This window comes from Micromonospora vinacea (assembly GCF_015751785.1).
GTDB classification, from domain to species: Bacteria; Actinomycetota; Actinomycetes; order Mycobacteriales; family Micromonosporaceae; genus Micromonospora; species Micromonospora vinacea.
Window position 1 is genome coordinate 4750201 of sequence record NZ_JADOTY010000001.1, and the last position, 16352, is coordinate 4766552.

13 protein-coding genes are annotated in these 16352 nt (G+C 69.3%); 11 read left to right on the plus strand and 2 right to left on the minus strand.

Translation table 11 applies throughout. The features are described 5' to 3' along the window. The first annotated feature begins 41 nt into the window (after nucleotides 1-41). The 10 genes from IW249_RS22305 (at nucleotide 42) to IW249_RS34800 (ending at nucleotide 12839) form a co-directional block, all read left to right on the plus strand. On the plus strand, nucleotides 42-719 hold the full coding sequence (locus tag IW249_RS22305; RefSeq protein WP_196922535.1) for a hypothetical protein: 678 nt from the start codon (nucleotides 42-44) through the stop codon (nucleotides 717-719). Nucleotides 720-896: 177 nt separating this feature from the next. After that, complete coding sequence (locus IW249_RS22310) at nucleotides 897-1715, plus strand: basic amino acid ABC transporter substrate-binding protein (RefSeq protein ID WP_196922536.1); 819 nt, start codon at nucleotides 897-899, stop codon at nucleotides 1713-1715. Nucleotides 1716-1839: 124 nt separating this feature from the next. Beyond that, nucleotides 1840-2634 (plus strand): amino acid ABC transporter permease, encoded by a 795-nt coding sequence (locus IW249_RS22315; RefSeq protein ID WP_091406922.1) that lies wholly within the window; start codon nucleotides 1840-1842, stop codon nucleotides 2632-2634. 5 nt (nucleotides 2635-2639) lie between these two features. Next, nucleotides 2640-3479, plus strand: a complete 840-nt coding sequence (locus IW249_RS22320) for an amino acid ABC transporter ATP-binding protein (protein WP_196922537.1) — start codon at nucleotides 2640-2642, stop codon at nucleotides 3477-3479. Nucleotides 3480-3776: 297 nt separating this feature from the next. Next, nucleotides 3777-4781, plus strand: coding sequence for a multicopper oxidase domain-containing protein (locus IW249_RS22325; RefSeq protein ID WP_196922538.1), 1005 nt, complete (start codon nucleotides 3777-3779; stop codon nucleotides 4779-4781). Between the two features lie 23 nt (nucleotides 4782-4804). After that, on the plus strand, nucleotides 4805-8749 hold the full coding sequence (locus IW249_RS22330) for a ThuA domain-containing protein (RefSeq protein WP_196922539.1): 3945 nt from the start codon (nucleotides 4805-4807) through the stop codon (nucleotides 8747-8749). Nucleotides 8750-8757: 8 nt separating this feature from the next. Further along, on the plus strand, nucleotides 8758-10287 hold the full coding sequence (locus tag IW249_RS22335; protein ID WP_196922540.1) for an OmpL47-type beta-barrel domain-containing protein: 1530 nt from the start codon (nucleotides 8758-8760) through the stop codon (nucleotides 10285-10287). 32 nt (nucleotides 10288-10319) lie between these two features. After that, nucleotides 10320-11297, plus strand: coding sequence for a hypothetical protein (locus IW249_RS22340; protein ID WP_196922541.1), 978 nt, complete (start codon nucleotides 10320-10322; stop codon nucleotides 11295-11297). Between the two features lie 614 nt (nucleotides 11298-11911). Next, nucleotides 11912-12664, plus strand: coding sequence for a hypothetical protein (locus IW249_RS22345; RefSeq protein WP_231392617.1), 753 nt, complete (start codon nucleotides 11912-11914; stop codon nucleotides 12662-12664). 43 nt (nucleotides 12665-12707) lie between these two features. Continuing rightward, entirely contained in the window at nucleotides 12708-12839 is a 132-nt protein-coding gene (locus tag IW249_RS34800; RefSeq protein ID WP_269215329.1) for a hypothetical protein, read from the plus strand. 116 nt (nucleotides 12840-12955) lie between these two features. Here IW249_RS34800 and IW249_RS22350 read toward each other — a convergent pair whose 3' ends face one another. Continuing rightward, on the minus strand, nucleotides 12956-14092 hold the full coding sequence (locus tag IW249_RS22350) for a DUF1996 domain-containing protein (RefSeq protein WP_196922542.1): 1137 nt from the start codon (nucleotides 14090-14092) through the stop codon (nucleotides 12956-12958). A gap of 231 nt (nucleotides 14093-14323) precedes the next feature. Continuing rightward, nucleotides 14324-14884 (minus strand): hypothetical protein, encoded by a 561-nt coding sequence (locus IW249_RS22355; RefSeq protein WP_196922543.1) that lies wholly within the window; start codon nucleotides 14882-14884, stop codon nucleotides 14324-14326. A gap of 176 nt (nucleotides 14885-15060) precedes the next feature. Here IW249_RS22355 and IW249_RS22360 point away from each other — a divergent pair, with 176 nt between their 5' ends. After that, nucleotides 15061-16311, plus strand: a complete 1251-nt coding sequence (locus tag IW249_RS22360; RefSeq protein WP_196922544.1) for a L,D-transpeptidase — start codon at nucleotides 15061-15063, stop codon at nucleotides 16309-16311. The last annotated feature ends 41 nt before the right edge of the window (nucleotides 16312-16352 follow it).

Here is a 16352-nt window from a genome sequence, read left to right on the forward strand (position 1 = left end):
GGCTAATCTTTGGCCCCACACCATCGATGTGAGGAGATGCGATGGCGCGCCGTACCGGCCGACCCTCCTACCAGCTGGACAAGGCCGACGTGCGGCGTCAGCGCACAGTGCGCTTCGCGGCCGTCGCAGGCGTGATCGCACTGGTCACCGCGCTCCTCGGCGGGTTGATCGGCTACCAGGTGGGCCGTCCAGACGCCACCGAGGCGACCATCGCGAGCCTCAAGGAGGCCGAGGCGAAGCGGGACGCCCAGCAGATCATGGAGCTGATCGAGACGGCCCGACGGGTCCGCGACCAGGTCGCCCCGGTCCTGACCGGCATCAAGATGGAGACGACCGGTGGACGTGCGCCGGATCCGGCGAAGGCACGCCAGTGGCAGGAGGTCATGCGCCAGGCGGCCGAGCCGTTCGCCGACCCGCCGTCGGGGACCACCGCGACCAACGTGGCGCGCGGGGGGTTGCGCGGAGCGGTCCAGCAGGCGTCGCTGGCCGTCGACGCCTACGCGCTGGCCGCCGGTGTTCCGGCCGCGCAACGTGCGGCCCTGCTGGACGTCACCGCGCGGCAGGCCGCCGAGGCCGCGACGATCTGGTCGGTAGCGGCGACCCAGCTCGACCAGATCAGCGTGGACGCCGGCCATGGTCACCAGCACGTGTTCCTGGACACAGATTCCCACGAGGGGGCCCTCACCCCGGACGGGGCGGCCGAGGGAACCGGTGGCTGAAGCACTTTGCGGGGGTAACTGTCGGGTTTGCCGGCGGCGCACGACGTGCCGCGTCGGCCGAGCGCTCGCGCCTTGATCTGGGGGCGACGCGCCGAATCGGGTACGGTCGCTTATCGCAAAGTCTATGAACCAGATTGGCTTTCCGTGTATTGGAAGCCGCATCGGAGGGACACAGCCGTGAGGTTCCCAAGCGCCGTCCGTCAGGCCGGTCTCGTCGTGGCCGTCGCCGCCCTCGCGCTGACCGCGGGTTGCGCGAAGAAGGACGACAGCGAGGTCCAGGCGAGCGGCGTCAAGCTGGTCGCGGCGGGCAAGCTGACCGTCTGCACCCACCTGCCGTACCCGCCGTTCCAGTCCAAGGACGCCAGCGGCAAGGTGACCGGCTTCGACGTCGAGATCATGGACCTGGTCGCCAAGGAGCTCGGCGTCGAGCAGACGATCATCGACACCCCGTTCGAGGGGATCAAGTCCGGCCAGGACCTCAACACCGGCAAGTGCGACGCGGCTGCCGCCGGCATGACCATCACCGACGAGCGGCGGAAGGTGATCGACTTCTCCGATCCCTACTTCGACGCCACCCAGGCGATGCTGGTGAAGACCGGCAAGCCGTACAAGTCGCTCGACGACCTCAGGGGCAGGAAGCTCGGCGTCCAGGCGGCCACCACGGGTCGTGACTACGCCAAGAAGCTCGAGGCGGAGAAGGGCCTGAAGCTCGTCGAGTTCGAGGACCTCGCCGCCCTCCAGCAGGCCGTCGCCAACGGCCAGGTCGAGGCCGCCATCAACGACCTGCCGGTCTGGACCGAGTACCTGAAGAAGAACCCGGGCGGGTTCGAGGTGGCCGCCGAGTTCGACACCGGCGAGCAGTACGGCTTCCCCGTGAAGAAGGACGCCAACCCGGAGCTGCTCAAGAAGATCAACGAGGTGCTGGCCAAGGCCAAGCAGGACGGCACGTACAACACGATCTACGAGAAGTGGATCGGCAAGCGGCCGAGCGCCTGAGCCGCATAGCGGCGGAGCGCCTGAGCCGCATAGCGGCCGAGCGCCTGAGCATCGCGCAGTACCGGAGGGCGTGCGCCCCGCGCGCCCTCCGTGTCGGCAACCTCCGGGAAGGCAACGAGCAAACGTGAAGCTGCGACGCCGCCAGCGGGAGCGGCTGTCCCTCGGGCTCCAGTACCTGGTCTTCATCGCCATCATCGCGACGGTGCTCGTCGCCGCCGACTGGGACAGGTTGGCCGACGCGTTCTTCCGCGTCGACATCATCAAGTCGATGTTCCCGACGATCATCACCGTCGCGCTGCGCAACACCATCCTCTACACGCTCGGCGCGTTCGCCTTCGGCCTCGTGTTCGGCACCATCCTGGCGTTGATGCGACTGTCCCGGGTGGCGCCGTACCGGTGGGTGGCGACGGCGTACATCGAGCTGTTCCGGGGTCTGCCCGCGCTGCTGGTGCTCTTCCTCGTCGGGTACGGCATCCCGATCGCCTTCCCGGAGCGCGAGATTCCGGGTGGGGTGTTCGGTTCCATCGCGATCGGCCTCGGGTTGACCGCCGCCGCGTACATGGCGGAGACGATCCGGGCCGGCATCCAGGCCGTGCCGAAGGGGCAGATGGAGGCGGCGCGGACCCTCGGCATGTCGCACTTCACCGCCATGCGCACGATCGTCATTCCGCAGGCGTTCCGGATCGTGATCCCACCGCTGACGAACGAGCTCATCCTGCTCACCAAGGACTCGTCGCTGGCGTACGTGCTCGGGGTGACGGCGCAGACCATCGAGATCACCAAGTTCGGTCGGGACATGCTCAACGACCGGGTGAACGCGACCCCGCTGCTGGTGGCCGGCCTGGCCTACCTGGTGATCACCCTGCCGCTGTCGCAGGTGGTACGACGCCTCGAACTCCGCTACGCCAAGGCTCGGTGACCTCGATGACGACCACCCCATCCCGCCCCGCCGTGGAGATCCGCGACCTGCACAAGTCCTTCGGCCCGCTCAAGGTGCTCAAGGGCATCGACTTCGAGGTCGGCCAGGGCGAGGTGGTCTGCGTCATCGGTCCGTCCGGCTCCGGCAAGTCGACCCTGCTGCGCTGCGTCGACCTGCTGGAGGAGCCGACGGCCGGCAAGATCTGGGTGAACGGGGTCGAGATGACCGACCCGGACGTCGAGATCGACGCGGTCCGCAGGGGCATCGGCATGGTGTTCCAGTCGTTCAATCTGTTTCCGCACCTGACCGTCCTGAACAACCTCACGATCGCCCAGCGGCGGGTGCTCCGGCGAGGTCGGGCCGAGGCCGAGCGGATCGCGCGGGCCAACCTGGAGCGCGTCGGGCTGACCGACAAGGCCGACGCCTTCCCGGCGCAGCTCTCCGGTGGGCAGCAGCAGCGGGCGGCGATCGCCCGGTCGCTGTCGATGGAGCCGAAGTTGATGCTCTTCGACGAGCCGACCTCCGCGCTCGACCCGGAGCTCGTCGGCGACGTGCTGACCGTCATGCGCAAGCTGGCCGAGGACGGCATGACGATGATGGTGGTCACCCACGAGATGGCGTTCGCCCGCGACGTCGCCGACCGGGTCGTGTTCATGGATGGTGGCGTGGTGGTCGAGCAGGGGCCGCCGCAGGAGGTGCTGGGCGCGCCGAAGCACGAACGGACCCGTGCGTTCCTGTCCCGGGTCCTCGACCCGACCCACGTCGCACAGCTCGGTGGGCCCGACCAGTCGCCGGAGCCGCCAGCGGCCGCCGCCCTGCCGGCAGACGACCGCCACCAGCTCTGACTCACAGCTCCCGTACGTCCTACCCGCCGGGTTGCCGCATCGACGGCAGCCCGGCGGCTGTTTGTGTGTCAGGACTATGTCAATCGACGGACGTCGTGATGTCAAGGTAATCTTTTTGCAATCAGAGCTGTACTTTCGTCGATGGATTACATAAGTTGCTGTCATCCATCGAAAGTTCTGAGTCTTCCGAGCAAAGCCCGCGACGAGCCTCACCCTCAGTCGTGCCACCGCCCCCGCGCTCGGCGGTCGATGCACCCTGCCCTCGTCGCGTCTTCGCCCGGTCGGGAACGGAGACCCATGGACGATCACGCTGGTGGCCCTCACCGCCACCTGTCCCGCAGATCGCTGATCGCCACCGGCGCGCTCGCCGCCGGGGCGTTGGGCGCGTCCGCCCCAACGATCGGCACCGCGTTCGGCGGCAGCCCTGCCCGGGCCGCCGCCGGTGTCACCAAGAAGATCACCATCTACGCCGAGCAGTTGCCCGGCAATCTGTTCGGGTACGGCCTGGCGCCCGGCCAGGCCACCGTCCCGGGCCCGATCCTGGAGATGTACGAGGGTGACACCCTGGAGATCACCCTGGTCAACACCACCGACCAGCGGCTGTCCATCCATCCGCACGGGGTGGACTACAGCACCGAGTCCGACGGCAGCCCGTTCAACGCCTCGTTCAACAATCCCGGTGAGACACGGACGTACGTCTGGCGCTCCCACGAGATGGTGGCCGCGGCGGGTCGGCGGTACATGCCGGGCAGCGCCGGCTACTGGCACTACCACGATCACGCGATGGGCACCGACCACGGCACCGGCGGTGTCGCGAAGGGACTGTACGGCGCGCTGATCGTCCGGCGGCGCGGCGACATCCTGCCGTCGAAGCAGTTCACGGCCGTGTTCCACGACATGATGATCAACAACAAGATGGCCCCGGCGACGCCGATGTTCGAGGCGAACCTGGGCGAGCGCGTCGAGTGGATCGCCATCGGCCACGGCAACCTGTTCCACACCTTCCACCTGCACGCGCACCGCTGGGCGGACAACCGCACCGGAATGTTGGAGGGGCCGGCCGACCCGAGCCTGGTGGTCGACAACAAGGACCTCAACCCCGGCAGCTCGTTCGGTTTCCAGGTGCTGGCCGGGGAGGGCGTCGGACCCGGCGCGTGGATGTACCACTGCCACGTGCAGACGCACTCCGACGGCGGCATGGCCGGGATCTTCCTGGTGCGCAACGCCGACGGCAGCATGCCGCCGGGCGCCGAGGAGGCGATCCACCGGTTCCAGGGCCACACCCACACGCACGGAAGCTGACCGAACCGAAAGTGGGGACGGGCATGACCCGAAAGTTACGACGAACCCTCGCCGCGGTAGCGGCCTTCGCGACACTGATCCCGGCGACGACGGCGGCTGCGGCTGCGGCCGCACCGCGAACAGCTGTCGCCCCGCAGGCGGCCCAGCCGCAGCGGACCGCGGTCCTGGTGTTCCACGGCCCGGTGGCCGAACAACAGGACCCGGTCTCTCGCGCGGTGGACACCATCAAACAACTTGGTGCCGTCCATGACATCGATGTCACGGCCACCACCGACCCGGGTACCTTCACCGCGGCCGGGCTGTCCGCGTACCGCAGCGTGGTCTTTCTCTCCGCGACGGGCGCCGCGCTGAACCGCGACCAGGAGTCGGCGCTACAGAGCTACGTCAAGGCCGGCGGCGGTTTCGTCGGCATCGCCGACGCCGCCCGCGCCCAGGTCGACTCCACCTGGTTCACCGGTCTGATCGGCACCCGCCCGGCCGGCGCCATTCCGGTCGCCGAGCCGGTGGCCCGGGTCACCGCCAGCGGCGAGAACCCGCCCAACGAGACAAAGGAGAAGCTGACCGACGGCGACGCCAACACGAAATGGCTGGTCCGTACCCCGACCGCGTGGGTGGCGTACGAGTTGAGCGCGCCGAAGCGGATCACCGGGTACGCGCTCACGTCGGCAAACGACTCGGCCGGCCGGGACCCGAAGGACTGGACCCTGCAGGGCTCCACCGACGGTCAGAGCTGGACCGACCTGGACCGCCGCACCGGGCAGACCTTCCCGGACCGGTACCAGACCCGGCGGTTCGACATCGCCACGCCGCAGGAGTTCTCGCGCTACCGGCTGAACGTCACAGCGAACAGCGGTGAGCCGCTGCTGCAACTCGCCGACCTGCGCCTCTTCACCGGCACCACCACCGCCCCGGAGCCGCCCGCAGTGAACCGCGCGGTGGTGAACATCCTGGACCGCAAGCACCCGGCCACCGCGTCGCTGCCGATGACCATCACCAGGTCCGACCGGTGGGAGAACTGGGACCCCAACCCGATCGGCACCGTGCACACGCTCGCCCAGGTCGAGGAGCGGCACTACAACCCGGGGGCCAGCGCCAACGGCGCCTTCCACCCGGTGTCCTGGTGCCGGGACTACGACGGCGGCCGGTCGTTCTACACCGGCATGGGCCACACCGAGGGCAGCTACGGTGAGGAGGCGTTCCGCACCCACCTCGCCGGAGCCCTCAACTGGACCACCGGTCGGGTACGCGGCGACTGCCAGGCCACCATCGCCGCGAACTACAAGGTGGAGCGACTCACCGCCGCCAACCAGACCGGGCAGCTGGACCAGATGGGCGAGCCGCACGGGCTCACCATCGCGCCGGACGGCACTGTCTTCTACGTCGGCAAGGCGGCCTGCCCGAGCGGCCCGATCGCGGACTGGACCAACCCGAACGTCGGCCTGGGCTGCGGCACCATCCACTCCTGGGACCCGCGTACCAAGCAGGTCAAGCTGCTCACCACTTTGGAGGTGATGGGCAACCGGGGCAGCGGCTCCGAGCTGGTGAAGAACGAGGAGGGCCTGCTCGGGATCGTGCCCGACCCGAAGTTCGCCGAGAACGGCTGGCTCTACGTCTACTGGATGCCGCACGACTCGGTCGACCGGGTGAAGCGGGTCGGTCAGCGGACCGTCTCCCGGTTCACCTACGACCGGCAGGCGCAGACCATCGACCAGGCGACCCGCAAGGACCTGTTGCAGTTCCCGGTGCAGATCCACAGCTGCTGCCACGCCGGTGGCGGCATGGCGTTCGACGCCAAGGGCAACCTCTACGTCGGTTCCGGCGACAACAACTCCTCCGAGGGGTCGCAGGGCTACGCCGGCAACAACTGGACCCAGGAGTACCAGGGGATCTCTTTCCAGGACGCCCGCCGCACATCGGGTAACACCAACGACCTCGCCGGCAAGATCATCCGGATCCACCCGGAGGCGGACGGCACGTACACCATCCCGGAGGGCAACCTGTTCCCACCGGGCACCGAGAAGACCCGGCCGGAGATCTACGTGATGGGCGTGCGCAACATCGCCCGCCTCCAGATCGACCCGGTGCACCAGTGGTTGACCGCCGGCTGGGTCGGCCCGGACGCCTCGTCGCCCAGCCCCACCCTGGGCCCGGCGAAGTACGAGACGGCCACCATCATCACCTCCGCCGGTAACCAGGGCTGGCCGTACTGCATGGGCAACCGGCAGCCGTACCGTGACCGCAGCAACACCGACGCGACGGTGCTGACCGGCTGGTACGACTGCGACAACCTGAAGAACACCTCGCCCCGCAACACCGGACTCGAGGACATCCCGGCGGCCCGGGACAACATGATCTGGTACTCGCCCGACGGCGGCGGCCCGGTGTTCCCGAAGCGGACCGACGGCAGCGGCCTGCCGACCTACGTCGCGGCCGACGCCACCTACACGCAGCCGTACCTGCGCGGCGGCGGGCAGGCCATCATGTCCGGCCCGACGTACCACCGGAGCCTCGTCGACACCGCCAGTGGGGTGGCGTGGCCGGAGCACTGGGACGGCAAGTGGTTCATCGGCGACCAGTCGAACGCCGCCAACCGGGTCGCGGTCACCGTCGACCCGGCCGGCGTGCCGCAGGCCGCCCCACCGGTGTACGCCGAGTCGCTGCGGGCCATCATCCCGGGCGGGAACGGCGACACCAAGTTGCAGAGCTGGATGGACGCGAAGTTCGGCCCGGACGGCGCGCTCTACCTGCTCGACTACGGCGGCGGGTTCTTCAGCCTGCACGCGAACCAGAAGCTGATCCGGATCACCTACACCGGCGGAGCGCCCACCCCGGCACCGGCCGCGACCTCGACCGCCGTGCAGAACAAGCCGCTCACCATCGCCTTCACGGGTTCCCGCTCCGGCGGCGTCAGCCACCGCTGGGAGTTCGGCGACGGCGCCACCTCGACCGAGGCGGACCCGAGGCACACGTACGCCACTGTCGGCACCTACACCGCAAAACTCACCGTCACGTACGCCGACGGTGAGACGGCGACGGTGCAGACCACTGTGACGGTGGGCTGCGCGGTGCCCGACGACCGGTCGACGGTGTGGCTCGGCGACACCGACACCGGGGTGCCCAGTCGCCCTGTCGGGCAGGGCTGCACTGCCAACGACCTGATCGACGACGAGAGCACCTGGGCCGACCACAACGGTTTCGTCCGACACGTGACCGCGGTGGCCCGCACCTTGCAGGACGACGACCTGCTCAACAGCCGCGAAGCGGGCACCCTCACCCGCCTGGCCGCCGCGTCCGAGATCGGCCGGGACGGCCACACCGGGTACGAGCCGCTCTTCGACGGCACCGCCGAGTCGCTGCGCGGTTGGCAGCAGGCGCCGTCGGGGCAGTTCACCATCCAGCCGGACGGGTCGCTGCGCTCCAGTGGTGGCCTGGGCATGCTCTGGCACACCAAGGAACTGGGCGACTTCTCGCTGAAGGTGCAATTCAAGGACATCGCGCCGGGCACCGGCCGGGCCAACACCGGAGTCTTCATCCGGTTCCCCGACCTGCGAACCCCCCTCGACCAGCGTCCATCGGGCAGCTGCGGCACTGTCGGGTCGGCGCGGACCTCGGCGGCCTGGATGGCGATCTACTGCGGACACGAGATCCAGATCTACGACGGGGACACCGGCGAGCCGCAGAAGACCGGCTCGGTCTACAACTTCGACCCGGTGCCGCTCGCCCAGGCCGGCGTGACGCCGAAGAACGAGTGGAACGACTACGAGATCCGCGCCGTCGGGCAGCACTACACGATGATCCGCAACGGCGTGGTGATCAACGAGTTCGACAACACGCCCGGCAAGCAGTCGTCGCGCGCCGGCGACCCGCCGACCGACCTGCGGCAGTTCCTGCGCGGCTTCATCGGCCTGCAGAACCACGGTGACAACGACCTGACCGAGTTCCGCAACATCCGCGTGCGGGAACTCTAGGAGTGACGATGACCCGACGACTGACGGCCGCGCTGGCGGCGCTCCTGCTCACGGTGATCCCGTTGGCAGTGGCGCCCGCCTCCGCCGCCCCGCGAGTCGCCGCCGACCAGGTGTTGACCTGGACCGCCGACGACAGCATCACCCGCTACAAGTCCGCGCCCACCACAGCGGTGGCCGGAGCGACCACGATCATCTGGGAGAACAGCGCGGCCACCGGCAACACCACCGGGATGCCGCACACGCTGACCTTCGACACCAGCACCGAGGGCTACAACCACGACGTCACGGTCAACATCCTGGCCAGCCCGTTCGACGCCAACGACGGCCGCCACCAGGCGACAGTGACGCTGACCCCGGGCCGGTACCGGTACTTCTGCTCGATCCCGGGCCACAGCGCGATGGTTGGTGAGCTGGTGGTCACCGACGGCGGCGGGGGCGGCGACACCACCGCGCCGACAGTGACCGCCGCGGTCTCCGGTGACCAGGACCCGGACGGCAACTACGTCGGCGCGGCCACTGTGACAGTGACGGCCACCGACGCCGACTCGGGGGTACAGACCGTCGAGTACCAGGTCGACGACACCAGCTTCCTGCCGTACACCGAACCGGTGCGGGTGACCGCGATCGGCGACCACGCGGTGCAGTTCCGGGCCACCGACCAGGCCGGCAACACCAGCGCCGTCGGCTCGGTGGCGTTCCGGATCGTCGAGCCGGGGGAGGAGGACACCACCGCGCCGGTGGTCGCGGTCGCGCTGGCCGGCGACCGCGACGACGACGGCAACTACATCGGTACGGCCACCGCCACGGTGACCGCCACCGACAGCGGATCCGGCGTCGCGACCATCGAGTACGCGTTGGACGGGGCGGCCTTCGCCGCGTACACGAACCCGGTCGTGGTGAACGCGGCCGGGATGCACATGCTGCACTACCGGGCGACCGACGCCGCCGGTAACACGTCGGCGGAGCAGATGTCGCACTTCACCGTCGTCGAGCCGCAGGCCGAGGACACCACCCCGCCCACTGTCGCCGCCACGGTGGCCGGTGACCGGAACGACGACGGCGGGTACGTCGGCGGCGCGACAGTGACAGTGACGGCCACCGACGCCGAGTCGGGCGTGGCGAAGATCGAGTACACGCTCGACACCGGTGCCTGGACGGCGTACACCGCGCCGGTCGCCGTCCGCGCACCCGGCGCGCACACAGTGCGGTACCGGGCGACCGACACGGCGGGGAACTCCTCCACCGAGCAGTCGACGACGTTCACAGTGGTGACCGACGCCACCGACAGCTGCCCCGACTCGGACACCCGGGCCACAGTGGTCATCGACGGCAACGACAGCGGTGTGGCCAACGTGGACACCGGCGACGGCTGCACCATCAACGATCTGATTGACGAACACGCCGACTACCCCGGTCACGCCGCATTCGTCCGGCACGTCGAGGCGGTCACCGCCGCGCTCGTGACCGGCGGCACGCTCGACCGGCGGCAGCAGGGCGCCATCGTCCGGGCCGCGGCCCGATCGGACGTCGGCGCATGAGTCCTCGAACCTCACCGACAGGGAGTACCACGATGCCCGGACGTACCGTCGCCAAGCTGGCCACCGTGAGCGCCGTCATCGCGGCCTCGGTGCTGGCCGTGGCGCCCACCGCACACGCCGACCTGGTCACCCACTGCATCGGCACCGGCGGCGCGGTGACAGTGCCCAACGACCTGCTCGTGCCCGCCGGAGAGTCCTGCGCGCTGACCGGCACCACGATCACCGGCAACGTCACCGTCGCGGCCGGCGGCAACCTGGTGGTGACCGGCGGCCGGATCAGCGGTGAGGTGCGCGTCGCCGCCGACGGGTACCTCGACGCGACCGAGACGACAGTCGACGGCCAACTGGTGCTCGCGGCCGGTGGGTACGGGATCTTCCTGAAGGACGCCCGCACCGGCACCGTGACCGTACGGCCGAAGGGCGCCACCACCATCGACAGTTTCCTCTTCGCCGAGGCGTCGACGGTCGCCGGGCACGTCAACGTCGGTGCCGGTGAGGTCCGGCTCGACAACGGCACCCAGGTGCAGCGCAACCTCAGCAGCACCGGCACCTACTACACCGACCTGCACGACTCGTTCGTGGACGGCACGCTGTCGGTGCTCAACAGCGCCACCGGCAGTGTGGTGTGTGGCAGTGCGGTCCAGGGCCGGGCCACCTTCGCCGGCAACCTGGGTGGTGTGCAGCTCGGCCCGAACGGCACCCTCGACAGCTGCGCCTCCGGCGGCTACTGGGGCGGGGACGTGAGCATCACCAGCACCACCGGTGGCGTCACCGTCGACGACAACATCATCAACGGCCAGTTGGCGGTGACGTCCAACGACCCGGCCGCCCAAGTGGCCGCGAACAACCGGATCCGTGGCGGGGTGACCGGTGACCAGGCCGCGGCGACCACCAACCGGTCGGCCCGGGTGGCCGGCCCGGACCGGGAGGACGCCGGTGACCAGCGGGCCGAGGTCCGCCGTACCTCGGCGGTGCAGGAGGCCACCGAGGCGGGCGCCGCCCGGCTCTGACCGATCGACGCGGCGGTGGCCGGTCACCCCTCGGGGTGACCGGCCACCGCCGCCGTACCGGGCCGGACCGCCGCGAGTCGCGCTCGGGTGGCGCTGCGCCCGATCGACGTGGAGTTGACCAGCCAATCTGTCGCACGCAGGCGCCGACACCGGACAGCAGCAGAGGGTGGGCCGGGATGCCCATGAACTCCTCGGACACACTGCTGCTCATCTGTCCCACCACGTGCTTGACGGATCCGTCCCGCCACATGCTTGACAGCTGATCTAGCCTGGCTACTCCAGGTAATCGAGGTAGCGACGCTATGGCAGGGGAACTCATGGTCGACGTTGCAGACGAGGCTCCCTGCTGGGCCGCGATTGAGACGGCAGTGGCAACCAGGGCGAGTGATCGACATCCTTTGCACTGGGAGACGAACAACCTCCCGGGGCGAGCGCCTCGACGTCCAGCGGCTGCGCGTGCTCCCGATCGACCCGGCGCATCGACGACGCTGAGGTGCCCCTCAGGCATCGACTCCTCCCGACAACGGACAGCACTGTCGATGCTGTCACACGGGACACCAGATTGAGTACGCGCACTCATCCCGCCACTACCGCCGGCCGGAATGCTCGACGCCATGGCTCTTAGTCGCCGGATCAGCGTGGTGCCCCTGGTGCTGTGTCTGCTGCTCGGCGGGTGCGCGGAACAGCGCGACGGCGACACAATGGCGCGGTCACTCGCGGCTGCAGAGGCGAAACGCCTCGATGACGATCTCACCCGCGACCGGGTCCGGGACGCCGAGTGGCTCGCCGCGATCCACGTCCCCGAGACGGTGGAGGGCACCAACTCGACCATCCGACGGGAACCACTCGCCTGGTCGGGAAGCACCGGCGTCAACGAGCAGGCCGTCATCGACGTACGGATCGTGGTCACGGTCGCCGAGGATTACGGGGCCACCTTCGGAGACCTGGGCAACTCCGCCGGCCAGGCCACGCGGTGCTACCGCTACCGGCTCGAACTCCAGCGCCACACGCCGTACCAGGAGATAATCTGCCCGTCGGTGGCCACTCTGCCGGTGCCCAGCGTGGGGCCGATCCCGGCGCTGCCTCCGGACGCACGCGACCGGCTCAGCGTGGCGCTGCGCACCGCCACGCCTGGCACCCTCGCTGGCGTCGTGCGGGCGGCGTTTCCCGCGAAACACATCACCGTCGACACGGTCACCCACAAGGGCGTACTCGTCGCCGCGGTGGGCGTACCCGCCGAGCGGGAATGTCTCCTCCTGATCCGGACTTCCTCCGGAGCAGTCGAATCACCCGGGTACGACCCCACCTGGCTGCAACCCGGCGAGACTGGGTGCAGGACCGGGCTGTACGTCTCGCCACCGCGGTAGAGGCCGGCCGGAGCCGCGCTGGCCGAGGTGGTGTGGGGACGCTGTGAAGCTGAATCGTCTGCGACATCGGTTCGACCTGGTGGCGGCGGCGATCCGGGGTGTCATCACCATGCTCCCGGCACTCACGCCCACCCAGACGGTCTCCCGGACCCAGGGCACCCATCGCTCCGCATGATCGACCTGCTCGGAGAGCAGGTCGGCTGGCGCGAGGTCTCCGGCGTCGGGTTGGCCTGGGGCCGAACCATCCACCGGAGACCTCGCCGATCCGCGACGACTCGGCGGCCGGTCAGCTCAGAAGTTACCGGCCGAGTTGCACTTCACGCCCTGGTCGAGGCAGTTGCGCACCCGGGCCGCGAGCGCCTCGTCCTTCCACGCGTTGAAGAAGTCCGCGTGCATGGAGAACGACGTGCCGGAGGCGAGGGTGATGCCGTCCGTGTTCGCGCTCAACGGATACGAGATCACGAAGGACACCGACGGGACGGGCACCGGGTGGCTCTTCGGGCACGCCCCGGTGTGGTCCCCGTTGGCCATGTGCGCCTTGTGGTCGGGGCTGTCCAGGTGCCTGCCGTCCCAGCAGTCCGGGAAGGTGATCTGCCGGACGATGTTCGCGGTCTTCGCGCAGACCGGGAAGGTCTTGTCAGCGCTGCGGCCGACCTCGCCGCCGATGCCGGCGCACCAGAAGTGGTTGCCCTGCTTGTCCGGGGTGTCGACCTGGTTCTTGGCGTTACCGGTGATCATCCGCAGGCCGAACGGGAACGGCTGGGTCCTGCTCGGGTCCTTCAGCCGGGAACCGTAGTAGACGGTCACCTCCTTCGGGTCCACGACCTTGCCGTTCTGGTACATCGTCGGCACCCAGTAGGCGGACTGGTCGTCCGGCGAGTTGCAGGTGGTCGCCTTCGACGCCCGCAGCGATTCGGCTGTCGAGTTGGCGTCGGTCGACCTGTTGCCCCAGAACGTGTGGTTGTGCGAGCCACCCACCAGCTTGGGCAGCACGATCGGGTCGTCGCTGTTGTGGTGGCTGGTCGTACAGCCGACGTTGAATTCGGGCACCTTGACGGGGTTGCCGGTCACCGGCTTGGGCTTGCGCGCGAAGAACGCCTTCGTCGCGGAGGCCTGCGCGGCAGCGTCGATCGTGATCCAGCCACCGGATGCGGTGGGCGGGGCGGCGCTGGTCGCCGGGGTTCCCGGCTTACCCGGGCCGGACGGGGTGGCCGAGGTGCCCGGGGCGCTCGGCGTTCCCGACGGGTCGCCCGCGGCGGTGGCCGTCGGCGCGTCCGGGCTGGACGAGCCGATGCCGGTGTCGCTGGACGGGCCGGACCCGCCGGGAGTGCCCGGCGCCTCCTTGCATCCGCCGGCGAGCGCCACGCTCACCAGCAGCAGGGCGGTGACGGAACGACGGTGTCGAGGGGTGGATCGAAGTTTTATCAACGGGGGAGCACCTTTCTTCCGAGCACGAAGAATACGAGTCGGCCCCCTGCTCGTTTCCAGGTGAAACGATTAATTCTCCCTTAAATATCGCTCAGCGATTGCCCGGTCAGCTTTGCGCAGTCGCCGCGATGTCGGCTCAATCTCAATTCTCTGATTTTTTTCCAAAAACCGTAATCAGCGACTGTGGCGGCACTCTGCCTTTCTGCCGGGTGCCCCCGACCGCCGTCCCGCTCAGCACTTGTCGCGTGCCTTGCGCAGGAAGGTCTCCCGGGACACGACCTTCGTATCGTCATGTCCGCGCGGCGCCAGGACCTGGTCCGGGCCGATGCGCGGCAGGTCCGCGAGGGTGAAGTCCACCGAGATGGCCTTACGGCGACTTGACCCGTCGAGGCTGTACGTGACTCCGGGGCGAAGTTCGGTGAGCAACTGGACGTCCACCTCCACGCCTGGTTCAGGCCCTGGGAAGTCGACCGGCTCATCGACTTCCCAGCCCTCCGGTGGTTGACCGAACAGGGTGACTTCCACGACCTCGGTCGTGGGTTGGCCGCTGACGTCCCACTTGATCAGTGGTCGCTGGCCCGGCTCGTCCGGGTGGTCGTTTTCGAAAACGCCGAGCTGCGCGAAATCGTCGTCGCACGTCACCAGCACGCCGACCGGCCGGCCGTCCTGGACGGCGAGAGCGACCAGCGGCTCATCCGGCGGGGTGCAGGCGGTAAGGAGGAGGGGAAGTGCCAACAGAATCAGTGGACGTCGTCTTTTGCCCATGTCGGCAGCGTTCCATGTCGGCATCACGCTTCGATGCCCCGAGGATCACGAAAGGGAGATGCCACCGACGCGTGTCGCGCCGAAGGGCTCCCCCCTTCGCTGCGTGATTGCCGGAAACAGCGCGGGGCACCGCCGACGCGGAGAGAATTGCCGCCACGGAGCACACGGAAGCCGGGGGACGTTCGATGGGTTTACGAAGGCGCATGGCGCTCGTGGCGGTGACCGTCGCGGCGACACCGCTGGTCCTCGGTGGTTGCACCACCGAGCGGAAGGCCACCGTGCGTCAGGCCGAGCGGGCGGTGCCCTCGCCCGAACTGACCCTTACGCCCGTCGACCTCTCCCGGAACGTGCCGCTCAGCGCCGAGGTGGTTCCGCTCGTCAGGGGCGGGAAGATCACCGCGGTGCGCCTCGTCGACGACACCGGCACGCTGGTCCGGGCGGAGCCACGCGAGGACGGCTCGGCCTGGGTGCCGACCGCTCCGTTGCGGCCGCGGCGCACCTACACCGCGGCCGTGACCGCCACCGCCGACTCCGGGCGGACCACCACCCGCACCACCACCTTCACCACCGCGGCCACGTCGACGAAGCCGCAGGTGACCAGCACCCTCTACTTCGCCGACAAGCGGACGTACGGCACGGCCATGCCGGTGACCATCGGCTTCGATCCGCCCATCGCCAGGGCGGCCCGTGCCGACGTGCAGCGTCGGTTGTTCGTCACCACGAAGCCGGCCCAGCCGGGCGTCTGGTCCTGGGTGGACGACGGCAGCCAGGTCTACTACCGGGCTCCCGACTTCTGGCGGCCGGGCACGACCATCAGTGTCCGGGCCGGCCTGGAGGGTCTGCCGATCGGCAGGAACCACATCGGTGACGCCGACCGCGCCGCGACGTCCCGGATCGGACGGCAGGTGGCGCTCGAGGTCGACAACGCCACCAAGCAGATGCGCGTGCTACGGGACGGCAGGCTGATCCGCAGGATCCCGGTCAGCCTCGGCAAGCGCAGCACCCCCACGTCCAGCGGCAAGATGGTGATCATGGAGAAGCACCAGCGCACCACGTTCGACACGCGCGGCGAGCCGAACGGCGGCTACGTGGTGAACGTCAAGGACGCGCAACGGCTCACCTGGGGCGGCGAGTTCATCCACGGGGCACCCTGGTCGGTGTCCGATCAGGGACACCGCAACGTCTCACACGGCTGCACGAACATCTCGGCGGCCAACGCCGACTGGCTGATGGGCGTCACCCAGGTCGGCGACCTGGTCACCTTCACCGGCACCGAGGTCCGGCTCCAGCCGGGCAACGGCTGGACGGCCTGGAACACCAGTTGGGGCCAGTTCGTCAAGGGCAGCGCACTGCCCGTACCCGCGGATCTTCGACCGGCCCCGGCGTCGGCGCCGCCGGCGCGGGCGGTCGCCGGTGGCACGCCGACGCCGTCGCCGCCCGCCTCCGGCGGCTGAACCACCGGCCGCCCGGCGGGCTCTCACCGCTTGCCCGGCGG